Genomic DNA, 15,358 nt, shown 5'->3' on the forward strand with positions numbered 1-15,358 from the left:
GCCCTCCGGTCAGCGTGCCGCCGCCCAGTGGCACGCCACCTGAGCGGTGTCGTCCCCGCTCAGGACCCCCGGGTCGCGCGTCCGGCACGCCTCGGCCACTCCCGCCCGTTCCGCCTCGCCGCCCGCCAGGATCTGGCAGCGCGCGTGGAACCGGCAGCCGGACGGGACGCGGGACGGGTCCGGCGGCTCACCGGTGAGGACCACCGGTCCGCCGGGCGCCTCGGGGAGCACCGACAGCAGCGCCTGCGTATAGGGATGCCGGGGAGCGGTCAGCACCTGCTCCACCGGGCCCGTCTCCACGATCCGGCCCAGATACATCACCGCCACCCGGTCGGCGATGTTCCAGGCCAGCCCCAGGTCGTGCGTGACGACCAGCGCGGACAGCCCGAGTTCGTCGCGCAGACGCAGCAGGAGCGCCAGGATCTCGCCGCGTACGGACGCGTCGAGGGACGCCACCGGCTCGTCGGCGACGAGGAGTTCGGACTCCAGCACCAGCGCGCCCGCGATCACCACCCGCTGACGCTGGCCGCCGGACAGCTCGTGCGGATAGCGCAGGAAGAAGCGTTCCGGCGGCCGGAGCCCCGCCCGGGACAACGCCGCTGCCACTGCCGCCTGTTCGTCACCGCGGTGCCCGTGGATGCGCAGCCCCTCGGCCACCGCGTCGTACACGGTGTGCCGTGGGTTGAGCGAGCCGCTCGGGTCCTGCAGCACCAGCTGCACCCGCTTCCGGTACGCCTTCAGGGAGCGTCCGGAGTACTCCAGGGGCCGCCCGTCGAAGACGACGCCGCCCCCGGTCGGAGCGACGAGTCCCAGCAGCGCGCGGGCCAGCGTGGTCTTGCCGCACCCCGACTCACCGACCAGGGCGACGATCTCGCCGCGCCGGATGTCGAGGTCGACCCCGTCCACGGCCCGGGCGTCGGGCACGCCGTGCCGCCCGGGGAAGGCGACGCGCACGCGGTTGGCGCTGAGCAGCGCGGTCTTCACTGAGGTCATGGGGTGGGGGGCCTCGCTTCCTCGCCGGTGTGTGGGACGCCTTCGCGCCGCCGGTCGGGCCCCGCCCCTTCGGGTCCGTCCCGTCCGACCCGTACGCAGGCCGCCCGCCATCCCGCCCGCGCCTCGCGCAGCGGCTGGTCCTCGACCGCGCAGGAGTCCAGCGCCACCGGGCAGCGCGGATGGAACGTGCAGCCGCCCGGCAGCGCCGACGGGTCCGGCGGGTCACCGGGCAGGCCGCGCGGCGCGAAACGCGAGGACGGGTCGCCGATGCGGGGGAAGGCGGCAGACAGGGCCCGCGCGTAGGGGTGCAGGGCGTCCTCGTACACCTGGGTGGCGGGCCCTTCCTCGACGATCCGCCCCGCGTACATCACCGCGAGCCGGTCGCAGGTGTCGGCGAGCACCGCCAGGTCGTGGCTGATCATCATCAGCCCCACGTCCTGGTCGGCGACCAACTGCTCGACGAGCCGCAGTATCTGCGCCTGGATCATCACGTCCAGCGCGGTGGTCGGCTCGTCCGCGACGATCAGCCGCGGGTCGCAGGCCAGCGCCATCGCGATCATCACCCGCTGCCGCTGACCACCCGACAGCTCGTGCGGGTACGCCGACGCGCGCGCGGCCGGCAGGCCCACCTGTTCCAGCAGCTCCCCGGCCCGTCTGCGGGCCCCGGCCGACGTCGCCCGGCCGTGCAGCAGGACCGGCTCGGCGATCTGGTCGCCGATGCGGTGAACGGGGTTGAGGGAGTGCATGGCGCCCTGGAAGACGATCGAGGCGGCGGCCCAGCGCACCGCCCGCACCCGGCCCCACTTCATGGCCAGCACGTCCTCACCGTCCAGCAGGATCTCCCCGCCGACACGGGCGCCCGCGGGAAGCAGCCGCAGCAGCGCCAGCGCGAGCGTGGATTTGCCGCAGCCGGACTCCCCGGCGACCCCGAGCTTGCTCCCCGCGTCCAGCCGCAGGTCCACTCCGCGCACGGCCGCCGCGCCGCCCGCGTACGTCACCGTGAGGTTCCTCACCTCGAGCAGGCTCACCGGGACACCCCCAGCCGCGGGTTGAGGACCTGCTCCACGGCCCGCCCGCACAGCGTGAACGCCAGCGCCACCAGCGCGATGGCCACTCCGGGCGGCACCAGGTACCACCAGTGCCCGGAGCTCACCGCGCCCGCCTCCCGCGCGTCCTGCAGCAGAGCGCCCCAGGACACGACCGTCGGGTCGCTGAGACCGAGGAAGGCGAGCGTGGCCTCGGCGAGGATCGCCGTGGAGATGATCAGCGTCGTCTGCGCCAGGACCAGCGGCATCACGTTCGGCAGCACGTGCCGGGACATGATGTGCCCGTGCCCGCCGCCCAGCGCCCGCGCCCGCTCGATGTACGGCCGGGTCTCCACGGCGAGCGTCTGCGCCCGCACGAGCCGGGCGGTGGTCGGCCAGGTGGTCACCCCGATCGCCACCACGATGGTGAACAGTGACCGCGGCATCACCGTGGCCAGCGCGATCGCCAGCACCAGCGTCGGCATCACGAGGAACCAGTCGGTGATCCGCATCACCACCGTCGCGTACCAGCCCTTGAAGTGCCCCGCAGTCACCCCGATCAGGGTGCCGATCGCCACCGACAGGACGGCCGCGAGCAGTCCGACCAGCAGTGACACGCGCGCGCCCCAGATCACCAGACCGAGCAGGTTCCGCCCGAACCGGTCGGTGCCGAAGGGGAATCGCGCACTCGGGTCCTCCAGCGGGCGGCCGGGCGCGTCGGTCACGTTGCCGACGTCGGAGCCGACCAGCAGCGGAGCGGCGAGCGCCGGAACCGCGAACAGCAGCAGGGCCGCAAGGCCGAACAACCCGGCCCGGTGGGTGCGGTACTGCCGCCAGAAACGTGCGGCCGAGTCCCGTCGGCGCCGCCAGGCGAGCGAACCCGCCCGGGCCGTCGGTGCCGCCGCCCGCCCCTTGGCCGTCCCGTTCTCTGTGGTCATCGGCCCACCCGGGGGTCGAGGAGCGGATAGATCAGGTCGGCCAGCGTGTTCATCACGATCACCGCGGCGGCGAACACGAAGAACAGCCCCTGCACCAGCGGCAGATCGGGCACGCTGAGCGCCTGGTAGAACAGCCCGCCGAGACCCGGCCAGGAGAACACCGTCTCCACCAGGATCACCCCGGCCACCGTCCGGCCCAGATTGATGAAGATCAGCGTCACCGTCGGCAGCAGCGCGTTCGGCACCGCGTGGCGCCGCCGCACGAGGTCGTCCCGCAGCCCCTTGGCGCGGGCCGTGGTCAGATAGTCGCTGCCCATCTCGTCCATCAGCGCCGACCGCGTCACCAGCAGAGTCTGCCCGTACTCGACGGCCACCAGCGTCACCACCGGCAGCACGAGGTGATGGGCCACGTCCAGGACGTACGCGAAGCCCTCCTCACCGCCCGACTCCATGCCCCCGGTGGGGAACAGCCCCGGCAGCGGCCCGATCCCGACCGACAGGGTGACGATCAGCAGCAGCCCCAGCCAGAACGACGGCACGGAGTACAGGGCCAGCGCCAGACCGGTGTTGAGCCGGTCGCCGAGCCGCCCGTGCCGCCAGGCCGACCGCGTGCCGAGGAAGATGCCCAGAAGGGTGTAGATCACGAAGGCGGTGCCGGTGAGCAGCAGCGTGTTGGGCAGCGCCTCGGTGATCTTGTCGATCACCGGGGCGTTGAACTGGTACGAGGTCCCCAGGTCACCGGTGAGGGCCTTGCCGCAGTAGTCGGTGAACTGCTGCCACCACGGCAGGTCGAGTCCGAACTGTTCGCGGTAGTTGGCGAGTTGCTCGGCCGACACCTGCCGGCCCCCGGTCATGAACTTCACCGGGTCGCCGGGGATCAGCCGGAACAGGAAGAAGCTGGTGACGAGCACGGCGAGCAGCGACACCGCCGCGCCCGCCAGCTTGCCCGCCACGTACCGCAGATACGCGGCGGTGGTTCGGGCGCGCGGCCCGCGGGGCGCCGCCGGTCCGTCCGTCACCGGACCGGCGGCACCCGGCTTCTCGACCGGTGCGGACGCCGCGTCGGCGGTCATCGGCATCCCCGCCCGCTACTCACGCTCGTCGGCCGTCGCCCGGCGCCGCACGGCGAGGAAGGCGCCCACACCGGCGAGGACCACGACACCGGCCACGATCCCGACGACCACTCCCGTCGACGAGGAGCCGCCGGAGGTGTCCCCGGACTCCGCCGGCACCGCCGACCACCAGCTCCAGTAGCCGTCCTGTCCGTAGATGTTGCCCGCCTTCGCCGGCATCGTCGTGATCGACTCGATCTGGTCGGTGCGGTACGCCTCCACCGCGTTCGGGTACGCCATGACGTTCATGTACCCGAGGTCGTACAGCCGCGACTCCATCTGCCTGACGATCGCCGCCCGCCTGTCCGGGTCGTACTCGGCGAGCTGCCGCGCGTACAGCTCGTCGTACGTCCTGTCGCAGATGAAGTTGTCGGTCGCGCCCGTCTCCTCGGGGGTGGCGGGCAGCGCGGCGCAGGTGTGGATCGACAGCACGAAGTCCGGGTCGGGGTTGACCGACCAGCCGTCGAAGGCGAGGTCGTACTCGCCGGCCAGCCACGGATCGGTCACGTTGTCCAGGCAGTTGAGGGTGACGCCGATGCCCAGCTCGCCCCACCACTCCTGGAGGTACTGGCCGATCGCCTTGTCGTTCGGGTCGGTTGCGTGGCACAGCACGCGGTAGGTGATCGGCTTGCCGTCCTCGCCGACGCGCCTGCCGTCCTCGTTCCTCCTCAGCCCGGCCCGGTCGAGCATCCGGCCGGCCTCCTCCGGGTCGTACGTCAGCTCCTGACCGGGCGACGGCTTCCAGAAGTACTGCGAGAAACGCGGCGGGACGTAGCCCGCGCCCTCGACGGCGTGCCCCTGGAACACCTTGTCGATGATGGCTTTGCGGTCCACCGCCTTGAACAGCGCGTTGCGCACCCGCTGGTCGAGCAGTGAGGGGTGCCCGTCCCCCATCGTCTCGCCGTTCTTCGCCCTGGCGCCCGGGTTGGTGGCGAGTGCGTAGAAGCGGCGGCCGGGCGCGTCGTTGACGTGGATGTTCTCCTCGCCCTTGAGCGCGGCCGCCTGGGCGGGCGTCAGGGAGGGCGACCCGGCGACGAACGACACCTCGCCCTTGCGCAGCGCCGACACCGCCGCGTCCTGGTCCTTGTAGTAGCGGAAGACCAGCTCGTCGAACTCCGGCGCACCACGCCAGAAGTCCCTGTTGGCCTTCAGCCGTACGTAGCTGTCGGGCTTGTAGTCGGTGAGGACGAACGGCCCGTTGCCGACCACGGGGAAGTCCTTGTCGTTGTTGAACTTCGAGAAGTCGTCGACCTTCTCCCACACGTGCTTGGGCACGATCGGCACGTCCAGCGCCGTCATGGTGGCCTGCGGCTTCTTCAGCTTGACGACCAGCTGGGTGGGGCTCGGGGCCGTCACCGTCTCGAAGTTGGAGACGAAACTGCCGTTGGCGGTGGCCGCGCCCGAATCGGTCATCATCGTGTTGAACGTCCACGCCGCGTCCTCGGCCGTGGCCTGCTCGCCGTCCGACCACTTCGAGTCGGAACGGATGGTGTACGTCCAGGTCAGCTTGTCCGGGGAGGACTCCCACTTCGTGGCGAACCCAGGTACGACGCTGTTGTCCTCGGGGTCGTAGTTGGTGAGGTACTCGTAGGTGAGCCGGTGGATGCTCGTGCTGAGCAGCCGCACCGCGAGGAACGGGCTGAGCGAGTCGACGCTCTGCGCCACCGCGACCGTCAGCACCTTGCCGTCGCCGTCGGCCGCGTGGGCCTGCTGCGCGGCAGGACCGAGAGGAGTGGCGAGCCCGGCGCTGAGCGCGAGCGCGGCGGCGCCGGCCGCCACGACGAGCCGGGTTTCGCGGAGCCGGGGCCTGCGGAGCCGGGGTCTGCCGAGGGGGGCGCTGCCGAGCGGGGCGCTGCCGAGGGGCGCGCCGCCGAGCCGCTCGCTGCCGAGCCGGGCCGGCTGCCGGCGAGGGGTGCGGGGGTGACCGCCGTACTGATCGTTCGTGTCCATGGGCGCAGACCTCGTGTCGTCGATCGCACGGGTGGGACGGGTTGATCAGATGAGTGAGGGTGTGTCTATCAGCGGTCCGTACGGCCGTCAACGGCGCATGCACCCCATGTGGCCTGCGGAAACGTTGAGTTGACGTAGAGTTTGCGCACATTGGTCTGGACCGGTGACGCGGTGCTGGTGGACGGCTGGCGGTGGTCGGTGGTGGTCGGTGCGGTCCGGCGGCGGTTGGCGGTCGGCGGTTGGTGGTTGGTGGTCGGCGGTTGGTGGCGGGCGGTCGACGGTTGGCGCTTGGCGCTCGAGGGCGCGGACATGTGAAAGCGGCCCCTCGTATGGGAGGGGCCGCTTTCTTTCACGGGCGGTGCGGGGTGGGGTCGGGCTGCGCCCCGGCGCCTACTGCTGGGCGGGGGCCTGGGGGTAGGGGGGACCCGGCTCAGGCTGGTCGCCCGGGTGGGCGGGCTGACCCGGCTGGGCGTGCTGGCCGGGGTGGGGCTGTTGGCCCGGGTGGGCAGGGGGCTGGCCCGGGTGTCCCGGGTGGCCCGGTTGGGCGTAGGGCTGGCCCGGGTGGGGCTGCGGGGCCTGAGGTGCCTGTGGGGCTTGCGGCACCTGCTGGGGATGCGGCGCCTGCTGGGGGTGCTGCGGCGGCTGAGGCTGCTGCGGGTACCCGCCCGGCTGGCCGGGGACGGCCTGACCCGGCACGTACGGTCCCGGAGCGGGCTGTCCAGGCGCGGGCTGTCCGGGAACCGGCTGACCGGGGTAGGGCTGGCCCGGGACCGGCTGGCCCGGCATGGGCTGACCCGGCATCGGCGGGGCGGCGACCGGCGGCGGGTTGCCGTCGGACGTCCACAGCCCGTGCGACTGCTGGTGCCGGACGAAGTCCTCGGCGACCATCGCCGCGAGGTTGAAGTACGCCTCGCGCACCTTGGGCCGCATCATGTCGAGGTCGACCTCGGCACCGGCGGCGAGGTGCTCGTCGAACGGCACGACGATCACGCCGCGGCAGCGCGTCTCGAAGTGCGACACGATGTCATCGACCTTGATCATCTTGCCGGTCTCGCGCACACCGGAGATGACGGTGAGGGAGCGGGACACGAGGTCCGCGTATCCGTGCGCCGACAGCCAGTCCAGCGTGGTGCTGGCGCTGCTCGCACCGTCCACGGACGGCGTGGAGATGATGATGAGCTGGTCGGCGAGGTCCAGCACCCCGCGCATGGCGGAGTAGAGCAGACCCGTGCCCGAGTCGGTGAGGATGACCGGGTACTGCTTGCCGAGCACGTCGAGCGCGCGCCGGTAGTCCTCGTCGTTGAACGTCGTGGAGACCGCGGGGTCGACGTCGTTGGCGATGATCTCCAGGCCGGAGGGCGCCTGCGACGTGAACCGCCGGATGTCCATGTAGGAGTTGAGGTACGGGATCGCCTGGACGAGGTCACGGATGGTGGCCCCGGTCTCGCGTCGCACACGGCGGCCGAGCGTACCGGCGTCCGGGTTGGCGTCGATCGCCAGGATCTTGTCCTGCCGCTCGCTGGCGAGCGTGGCGCCGAGCGCGGTGGTGGTGGTCGTCTTGCCCACGCCGCCCTTGAGGCTGATGACGGCGATGCGGTAGCAGGACAGCACCGGCGTGCGGATCAGCTCCAGCTTCCGCTGCCGCTCGGCCTCCTCCTTCTTCCCGCCCAGCTTGAACCGCGACCCGCCGGTCGCGGGACGGCTGCTCTTGGCCTTCTGCTTCTTGCTGTTGAGCAGGCGGTCCGACGACAGTTCGACGGCGGCCGTGTAACCGAGGGGAGCGGCACCGGGGTTGACCGGCTGGCGCTGGTCGTGCTGCACGGGCTGCGGCCAGGCGGTGCCGGTCCGCGGGTCGACGGGCGGCTGCGGAGGCTGGGGCGCCTGCGGGACCTGGGGCGCCTGCGAGGGCTGCGCCTGGGGCGGGACGCCGGGGTGGGCCTGCTGGGGCTGGCCGGGCTGCGGCTGCGGCTGTGCGGGCGGGGTGGGCTGCTGGGGGAAGCCGTAACCGCTGGGCTGGGCCGGGGGAGTGGGCGCAGCCGGAGCGCCGGCGGCCGAACCGGGCTGCGGGAATCCGTATCCGGGCTGTTGGGCGGGCGGTTGTGCGGGTCCGGCGGGCGGGAAGCCGTATCCGGCCGGGGGCGCGGGTGGTGTCGGGGCCTGCGGCGGTTGCTGGGCGGTGGGCGCGGGCGGTTCGGCCTGGGGCTGCGCCGGTGTGGCGGGCTGGGGGAATCCGTATCCGGGCTGTTGGGCGGGCGGTTGTGCGGGTCCGGCGGGCGGGAAGCCGTACCCGGCGGGGGGTGCGGTCGGCGTCGGAGCCTGCGGCGGCTGCTGAGCGGCCGCTGCCGGCTGTGTCGGCTGAGCCGGAGGAACAGGCGGAGGGTTCCAGGCAGTCGGCGCCGGCTGGGGCGCCTGCGGCTGGAACGGCGCCTGCGGAGCGGGCGCGCTCTCCGGCGCCTGCGGCTGCGGGGGCCGCACGGACCAGTCGCCGCCCGCCGGCGGAGCGCTCGGGAACGCGGGCGGAACCGAGGGCGCCTGAGGAGCGTCGACCGACGCCGGAACGGCATCCTCGGGCTCGTCACTCTGCTGGTCCGCGCCGGCGGGAACGGAGTCTTCCGGCTCACCGCCGGTCGGCACGGAGTCCTGGGGCTCGTCCTCGTCCTCGGCCTCGCCCTCGTCCTCGGCCACTGCTGGCACGTCGTCCGCGACGTCGGCAGACGCGTCGTCCTCCTCGTCCTTGTCGTCCTCGTCGACCGAGGCGGCGCTCTCGACGTCCTCGGGACCGAAGGAGTCGGCGTCGAGCCCCTCACGCTCGTCGGCGTCGTCACCGGACTCGGCCGAGCCGTCGGAAGACTTGTCCTCGGCGACGACAGGCTCAACCGAAGCTTCGGAGTCGCCGATGCCGACGCGGCCGTCGGAGTCGGGAACGGACTCGGAAACGGCGTCGGACTGGGCCCCGGTGTCGGTGTTGGTGTCGGTGTCGGACTCGGTCCGGGCATTGGACTCGGCCCCGTCGCCGGCCGCGGAGGCGTCTTCCTCCTCGGCCGTCTCCGCCTCGGCGGCCGCCGCGTCGCGCTCGGCGATCTCACGCTTCAGGGCGGCGGCGGAGAAGCGAATGGTGGCGCCGCTCTCGATGTCGCCCCTGTCGGTGCCGTCGGAGGGCTCGATGTGCTGCGACGGCTCCTGCCCGACCGGCATGACGGGCACGGCGGCAGGAGACGAAGAAGCGTCCGGGGAAGCCGTCTCAGGCTTCTTCTCCTCCTGCGCGCTCGGCTCCGGCGGCTGGGGCTCGAAGCCGCTCCCCACCGGCAGCCGGGGCACGGCGACAGGCCCGCCGGAGGGCGGCGGGGGAGGCGTGAACGGCGCACCGGGCGCGGGCGCGGGCGGCGTGAACGGGGCGCCCGGAGCGGGCGCGGGCGGGGTGAAGGGTGCTCCGGGCGCCGGCGCCGGGGGCGACGGAGGCGTAGGAAGGGCGGACGGACCGGAGGCCCCCACGGCATGCGGGGGCGGAGTCAGCCCCGGAAGCGGCGGAATGGCCCCGGCGGACAGGGAGGAAGAACCTCCGGAACCCCCCGGAGCACCCGCATCACCGGAACCCGCAGGCGAACCGGACGAGTCACCGGAGCCCGAGCCCGAGCCCGAGCCGGAATCGGACTCGGACTCGTCGTCGAAGTGTGAGGCGGAAGTGGAGGAACCGGCGGCCGAGGCCGGGGAAGACGTCTCCGAGGCGTTCTGCGTGTACCAGGCCGGCGGCGCGTAGTCGATGGTGAACTCGCCCGTCGTCTCGACGGCGGACTCCGCGTCGGGCTGGTCATCGCCGGGGGTCGCCCAGCTCCCGTGCGTACCGTCCCGATCGCTGCTCACAGTTCCTCCTGGTTGGTCGAGCACCCTTGTGCCGTGCTGGGGGCGACCATCTGCCCTCCCCGTCAGGACGCCAGTACCCGTACGACAGGTTCTGGCGTCACACCGGTACCAGCCTAATCACCACGGCGGTCCCCCCGGGAGGCCCGCCCTCCGCTCGGTTTCCGACGCCGGTGACACACCTGCGTCAACGTCCGCGCGGCAAGGGCGGCCCGCCCCCGGGAACCGGACGAAAGCGGGCCGACGGTACCGAAATCCCGGAATCGGGACGTCAGTCCATACGCCGGGGCGTACCGAGCAGCCCCACTTCCGCATCGGTCGGCTGCGTCGTCACGTACTGCCGGTCGCGGTCGGAGCACCACAGGGTGACGCCGTCGACGAGGGTCGGCAGGGCGTCGACGTCGGCGCGGGGCAGCCCCATCGTGCGCCCCAGTTCGGCGGCCTCGTCCGGAGATATCCGCTGAACGCCCACAAGCCGGGCCTGCCGGACCAGGCGGGGCGCGACAGGGCTGAGGTAGGGCAGCAGGGTCAGCACCGACTGCCACGGTCCGGCCACCACGCGCCCGCGCGGAGGGCGCATGCCGCAGTCCCGCACCACCAGCACCGGCGTGCCGGCCGACGCGCCCTGCGGGGGCACGCGTCCGACGTCGTACACCGAGAGCCCGTTCTGGCCGCCGCCCATGGCGTGCATCATCTGCGTCCAGGCCTGGGGCCGGCCCGTCTCCACGGCCACCCGGGCGCCGGTCGCCGCGGCGCGCAGCGCGAGTACCTGCGCCGTCCACAGACCACCGATGAGCACGACGTCGTACGGCGTGGGCCGGTTCAACCCCAGGACGGCGGGCTGACCTTCTGCGTCCACCCCGATGACGACACCGTCGTCCCCGATGGGCAGCGCGAGGCCGTCCAGGTCGTCCGCGGACAGGGTGTGCCGGCCGTGGCGAGGCCCGAACAGCCCGAAACCGGACCGCAACGAGCCCCGCGCCCGCCGCCCACCCGCGTCCGGGGCGGTCCGTCCGCTGCCCGCCGATGCGTCCGTACGCGGCGGCACGCCGTAGGCGCCTGCCCCCTGGGCGGTCTGTGTCGTCGAAGCGGTCACCGGGCACCCCCGAGCGGCAAAGTGGCGAGCACGCCGGGCAGTTGCTCCCGGTCGAGCCGGGTCAGCGCCGCGCCCGCGTCCCGGGCAGCCGCCTCCAACGCGCGCCGCGCCCCGGTCAGTTCCTCGGCGCTGCGTCCGGTCACCCGGAGATGACCCGTCAGTGACATCTCCCGCCGGTCGCCGGGGGCGAGGGTGAGACTGATCGTGGTCGCGAGTGCGTGCACCCCCGTGACCCGGGCGACGAACTGGTGCAGGGACGTGCCCCGGTCGCCGCCCAGGGAGGGCCACTTGCGGATCCAGTACGTGGTGTGCCGCCGGTTGTCGCAACGCCAGCTGCGGCTGGACTCCTCGGTACGCCGCTCCCGCCGGTCGGCACGCCCCGCCTCGGCCGTCACCAGGGGGTTGGCGCAGGCGGAGGTCGCGACGGCGGAGATCAACTCCTCCTCGTCGAGCACCGTCGCACGGAACCCGGCGCCGGTCAGCCGGCTGGCCAGGTGGTCGGCGACGCGGACGACACACTTCTGAGCGCCGTGCAGACCGCCGCCCCGGGCGGCCACGGCCTCCGGGCACAGCTCGGGATCCAGCTTCAGGGCGATCCAGGTGATGCGCACCGCCGGAGCGCCGGTCTGCGCCTGCAGCGGCCCGTAGTTGGTGACGGCCACCGACCGGGGCGGCAGATGCAGCGCCGGCGCGGGCTGGGTGTGCAGCACCACCTGCGCCGACTCCAGCCGGATCCCGTCCACCTCGAGCGCGTCCCGCACCAGCGCCAACGGCAACGGCCGCCGGCTCCGCTCGGCCCGCAGCGCCGTGGCGTCGGCCTCCACCTGCACCACAGCGGTGACGAAGGTCCCGTCCCCAATGATCCCGACGGGACGACGGTCGCGGGCGCCGTGGGAGCAGGTGCGCAGGGCCGGGTCGCACTCCACGGCCGGGACCAGCCCCGGCTCCGTCTCAGGTGGCACCACCAGCTTTGCCGCGCTCTTCCTCCGGGAGCGCAGATCCTGGCGTGTGGCGATCCACTCGGGCAGCGAACGGCCGCGTCGGCGGACGACCGCCAGGAGCACCAGGACGACAGCGACGGCGACAGCGGGAACGAGCCACAACGGGCCGAGTGCCCACCCCGTGAGAAGGCCGGCCGCCGCGAGTTCCAGGAGAACGAGCCGTTGCAGCCGGAACGACCCCGGCCTGCCGGCGCGGACTTTGAGATGGAGGCCGTCGCGCGCGGCCGTCGACCGTGCCGCTCCCGCCGTGGCCTCTCCAACACCGCCCGCCCGGACCCGGCCACGGTTCACCGTCCGTGTCCCGGAAGCCATCACTCCATCCCCCGTTCTCTCGCCGTCGGCCGGAATTCCGGCACGGCATCAGGCCCTTGAGGGCCCAGGCACCCTACCCGCTCCTCAAGTCACCCTGCCTACCAGGCATAGTAGGGGGCCGGTCCGACAGGGGCGGGCGCGGGACAGCGGCCCCGGCGCCTCCTGGGCGGAACTCGGGCGGAACACGGGGAGAGACACGCATTCATGGCATCTCGGCGGGACCAGCTCAACGCCTACACCTTCGCGAAGCGCCGCTTGCTCGCGGCTTTCGTCCAGTCGACGCCGCAGGGCTCGGAAGAGGGGGCGCCGCGCCCGCTGCGGGGTGTCGTACCCGGGATCCTCGTCGGCGTGGTCGTCATGGCCGTGTTCGGCGCCTGGGGCATGTTCAAGCCCGCGGCACCCAAGGGCTGGGACGTGCCGAACGAAAAGGTGATCATCGCCAGCAAGTCGACCACCCGGTACGTCGTCCTCAAAACGGGTGACAAGGTCCAGCTGCATCCTGTGCTGAACATGGCCTCCGCCAAGCTGCTCCTGGCGCCCGGCAAGGGAGACGTCGTCACCGTCAGCGAGTCGCTCCTCGACAGCGGGAAGATTCCGCACGGCCCCACCATCGGTATCCCGTACGCCCCGGATCGTCTGCCCTCCGACAAGGAGGCGGGAGCCGCGAAGCAGTGGGTCGTGTGCGAGCGTCCGACGGCGGGCGGCCGGTCCGTCCAGAAGGCGGCACTGGTCCTCGCCGACCGTGAGAAGAAGCTGACCGAGGGGAAGCAGCGACTGAGGGGCGGTCAGCTGCTGTACGTGAGCGACCCCGACGAGCACCGCTTCGTCGTGGACGCGGGCGGCACCGCGTACCGGGTCGACGAATTGGACACCGGTGACGACCTGGAACTGCTGCTCCGTACAGTCGTGGGCTCGGGACGTGAGCCCCAGAGGGTATCCGAGGAGTGGCTCGCGACCCTGCACCAGGGTGACCCGGTGACCTTCCCGGAGATCGACGGAGTTCCCGGCGACCCCGCGGAAGCGCCGGGACAGCTCGACGCGTCGGCGAACCGGGTCGGCACCGTGCTCAAGGCGTTCGACAACGACAAGGAGCAGTACTACGTCGTGCTGCCCGGCCGGGTCGCACCGGTTTCCGCCTTTGTCGCCCAGCTGCTGCTGTTCAGCAAGGATCTGGCCCAGGTCGGACAGGCCGGGCAGGCGCTGGAGACGAGCCCTGGCGCCATCGTGCCCGGCAAGCCCTTCGGCACCGAGCACGACTGGCCCACCGGGGCTCCCCGCCCGGTCAACGAGGCCTCGCACGCCGACGGCAGCCGCAACACGGTCTGCAACGTCCTGAGGGGCGTCGGCGACAAGGGCGCCACGGCGCTCAGCACCTGGGCGGGCACCGACTTCCCCGCCGACCTCCCCACCGGGTCCTCCAGCGCCTACGTCACCCCCGGTTCCGGCCAGCTCTTCCGCCAGTTCCAGGGCAAGGAGACCAAGGCGGGCCCCGTCTTCCTGGTGACCGACACCGGCCTGCGTTACGTGCTTCAGTCCAACGCGGACAGCGCCACCGACGACGCCGGTATCGGCATGTCGGCCGAAGAGCGCAAGCAGCTGGAGCAGGAGGCCCGGCAGGCCCAGACGCGCCTCGGATACGCCGACGTGGACCCCGCGCCGATCCCCGCCGCCTGGTCCGCGTTCCTGCCCACCGGCCCCCGCCTGTCCACGGCAGCGGCACGCCAGCCGCAGGGCTCGTAGCGGAGGAGACCGCGATGCGACACACATGCCTGCCCCTCCGCCGCGCGGCGGCCGCGACGACCGTCCTGCTGACGGGCCTCGCGAGCTCCGTTGCCCTCGCGTCACCGTCCTCCGCGGACGACTTCTCCGGCCAGTGCGAATACCCCAACGCCCCCTACCCGGGCCGTCCCTGGTCCCTCCAGCGGGTCCAGCTCGACGAGCTGTGGAGCCAGTCCAGGGGCAAGGGCATGCGGGTCGCCGTCATCGACACAGGTGTCGACGTGCGGCACCCGCAGCTGAAGGACGCGGTGGACACGAAGAGCGGCAGCAACTTCCTGCCCGAGAACCTCAAGGACGAGAACGGCGACCCTGTCGAGCGGGGCAGCGAGAAGGGCACCACCGACCCCGTCGGCCACGGCACGAAGGTGGCCGGCATCATCGCGGCCCGCCCCGCGTCAGGAACCGGCTTCGTCGGTCTGGCTCCCGAAGCGACCGTCATCCCGATCGCCCAGAACGACGCGGAGGGCCACGGCGACACCAGCTCCCTCGCCAAGGCGATCCGCCACGCCGTCGACGCCGAGGCGGACGTCATCAACATCTCCCAGGACACCTCCGACGCCGCTCAGCCCTCCCCGGATCTGGAGGCAGCCGTGAACGAGGCACTGGAGCACGAGATCGTCATCGTCGCGTCGGCGGGCAACGACGGAGCCGGCGGCAACGTCAAGAAGACCTACCCCGCCTCCTTCGAGGGTGTTCTCGCCGTCGCCGCCTCCGACCGCAACAACGAGCGCGCGCCCTTTTCCCAGTCCGGGGACTTCGTCGACGTGGCCGCACCCGGCGTCGACATGATCTCCACGGTCCCGCGCGGAGGCCACTGCGCGGACAACGGCACCAGCTTCTCGGCGCCCTACGTCGCCGCCGTGGCGGCCCTTATCAAGGCCAAGCACCCCGACTGGACGCAACGTCAGGTCGTCGCGCAGATCGAACAGACCGCCGAACGCAGCATCGTCGGCCGGGACCGCCTGGTCGGCTGGGGAGTCGTGGACCCCGTGCGCGCGCTCACCGAGGACGACCGGCCGATCGAATCCCCCCGCCCCCAGGAGGGCCTGGTCAGCGCCAGGCCCCCTGCCGCAGCCCCGCTGCCACTCGGAGAGACCGCCGACGAGCGCAACGCCCGTCTGGCGACCTATACGACCGTCGGCGCGGTGATCCTGGTCGCGGGTCTCGGCGGGACCGCGGTCGCGATAAGGGACGCACGCAGACGCGCTCGCGGGAGGGCGAGACACGGGGAACACGCGACGTGACGAAGACCTCAGGCACGGTCCGGACCTCGTGGCCCGCCTACGGTTCCGCC

10 protein-coding genes are annotated in these 15,358 nt (G+C 72.6%); 2 read left to right on the top strand and 8 right to left on the bottom strand.

Annotated elements, in window-relative coordinates:
- Window positions 1-9: 9 nt before the first annotated feature.
- The 8 genes from ACF1AG_RS33225 to eccE all read right to left on the bottom strand — a co-directional run bounded on the left by ACF1AG_RS33225 (window position 10) and on the right by eccE (window position 12,285).
- The gene (locus tag ACF1AG_RS33225) at window positions 10-993 is read right to left on the bottom strand and encodes an ABC transporter ATP-binding protein (protein WP_359601206.1); all 984 of its coding nucleotides are present in this window, start codon (window positions 991-993) and stop codon (window positions 10-12) included.
- Window positions 990-2,021, bottom strand: coding sequence for an ABC transporter ATP-binding protein (locus ACF1AG_RS33230; protein ID WP_359601205.1), 1,032 nt, complete (start codon window positions 2,019-2,021; stop codon window positions 990-992). Before ACF1AG_RS33230 ends, ACF1AG_RS33225 begins: the two co-directional genes overlap by 4 nt.
- Window positions 2,018-2,956, bottom strand: a complete 939-nt coding sequence (locus ACF1AG_RS33235) for an ABC transporter permease (protein WP_359750032.1) — start codon at window positions 2,954-2,956, stop codon at window positions 2,018-2,020. The genes ACF1AG_RS33230 and ACF1AG_RS33235 overlap by 4 nt, the downstream gene beginning before the upstream one ends.
- Window positions 2,953-4,029 carry an ABC transporter permease gene (locus ACF1AG_RS33240; RefSeq protein WP_359750030.1) on the bottom strand — a complete coding sequence of 359 codons (1,077 nt, stop codon included), beginning with the start codon at window positions 4,027-4,029 and terminating at the stop codon, window positions 2,953-2,955. Before ACF1AG_RS33240 ends, ACF1AG_RS33235 begins: the two co-directional genes overlap by 4 nt.
- Before the next feature lie 15 nt (window positions 4,030-4,044).
- Entirely contained in the window at window positions 4,045-6,018 is a 1,974-nt protein-coding gene (locus tag ACF1AG_RS33245) for an ABC transporter substrate-binding protein (RefSeq protein ID WP_391810925.1), read from the bottom strand.
- Between the two features lie 390 nt (window positions 6,019-6,408).
- Window positions 6,409-9,879 (bottom strand): SCO5717 family growth-regulating ATPase, encoded by a 3,471-nt coding sequence (locus ACF1AG_RS33250; RefSeq protein WP_391810926.1) that lies wholly within the window; start codon window positions 9,877-9,879, stop codon window positions 6,409-6,411.
- A gap of 268 nt (window positions 9,880-10,147) precedes the next feature.
- Window positions 10,148-10,972: a hypothetical protein gene (locus tag ACF1AG_RS33255; protein WP_359601200.1), complete on the bottom strand. Its 825-nt coding sequence runs from the start codon at window positions 10,970-10,972 to the stop codon at window positions 10,148-10,150.
- Window positions 10,969-12,285 carry a type VII secretion protein EccE gene (gene eccE, locus ACF1AG_RS33260; RefSeq protein ID WP_359601199.1) on the bottom strand — a complete coding sequence of 439 codons (1,317 nt, stop codon included), beginning with the start codon at window positions 12,283-12,285 and terminating at the stop codon, window positions 10,969-10,971. The genes ACF1AG_RS33255 and eccE overlap by 4 nt, the downstream gene beginning before the upstream one ends.
- Before the next feature lie 204 nt (window positions 12,286-12,489).
- Between eccE and eccB the strand changes: the two genes are divergently transcribed.
- Window positions 12,490-14,025, top strand: a complete 1,536-nt coding sequence (gene eccB / locus ACF1AG_RS33265; protein ID WP_391810927.1) for a type VII secretion protein EccB — start codon at window positions 12,490-12,492, stop codon at window positions 14,023-14,025.
- A gap of 14 nt (window positions 14,026-14,039) precedes the next feature.
- Window positions 14,040-15,308 (top strand): type VII secretion-associated serine protease mycosin, encoded by a 1,269-nt coding sequence (mycP, locus tag ACF1AG_RS33270; protein ID WP_391810928.1) that lies wholly within the window; start codon window positions 14,040-14,042, stop codon window positions 15,306-15,308.
- Window positions 15,309-15,358 lie beyond the last annotated feature (50 nt).

It is taken from the genome of Streptomyces sp. NPDC014764 (assembly GCF_043082785.1).
Taxonomy (GTDB): Bacteria; Actinomycetota; Actinomycetes; order Streptomycetales; family Streptomycetaceae; genus Streptomyces; species Streptomyces althioticus.

Excerpts from the sequence above, each read along its gene's own strand:
- ACF1AG_RS33240 (WP_359750030.1), bottom strand. The coding sequence starts at position 4,029 with ATGACCGCCGACGCGGCGTCCGCACCGGTCGAGAAGCCGGGTGCCGCC.
- mycP (WP_391810928.1), top strand. The coding sequence starts at position 14,040 with ATGCGACACACATGCCTGCCCCTCCGCCGCGCGGCGGCCGCGACGACC.
- eccE (WP_359601199.1), bottom strand. The coding sequence starts at position 12,285 with ATGGCTTCCGGGACACGGACGGTGAACCGTGGCCGGGTCCGGGCGGGC.
- ACF1AG_RS33245 (WP_391810925.1), bottom strand. The coding sequence starts at position 6,018 with ATGGACACGAACGATCAGTACGGCGGTCACCCCCGCACCCCTCGCCGG.
- ACF1AG_RS33225 (WP_359601206.1), bottom strand. The coding sequence starts at position 993 with ATGACCTCAGTGAAGACCGCGCTGCTCAGCGCCAACCGCGTGCGCGTC.
- eccB (WP_391810927.1), top strand. The coding sequence starts at position 12,490 with ATGGCATCTCGGCGGGACCAGCTCAACGCCTACACCTTCGCGAAGCGC.
- ACF1AG_RS33235 (WP_359750032.1), bottom strand. The coding sequence starts at position 2,956 with ATGACCACAGAGAACGGGACGGCCAAGGGGCGGGCGGCGGCACCGACG.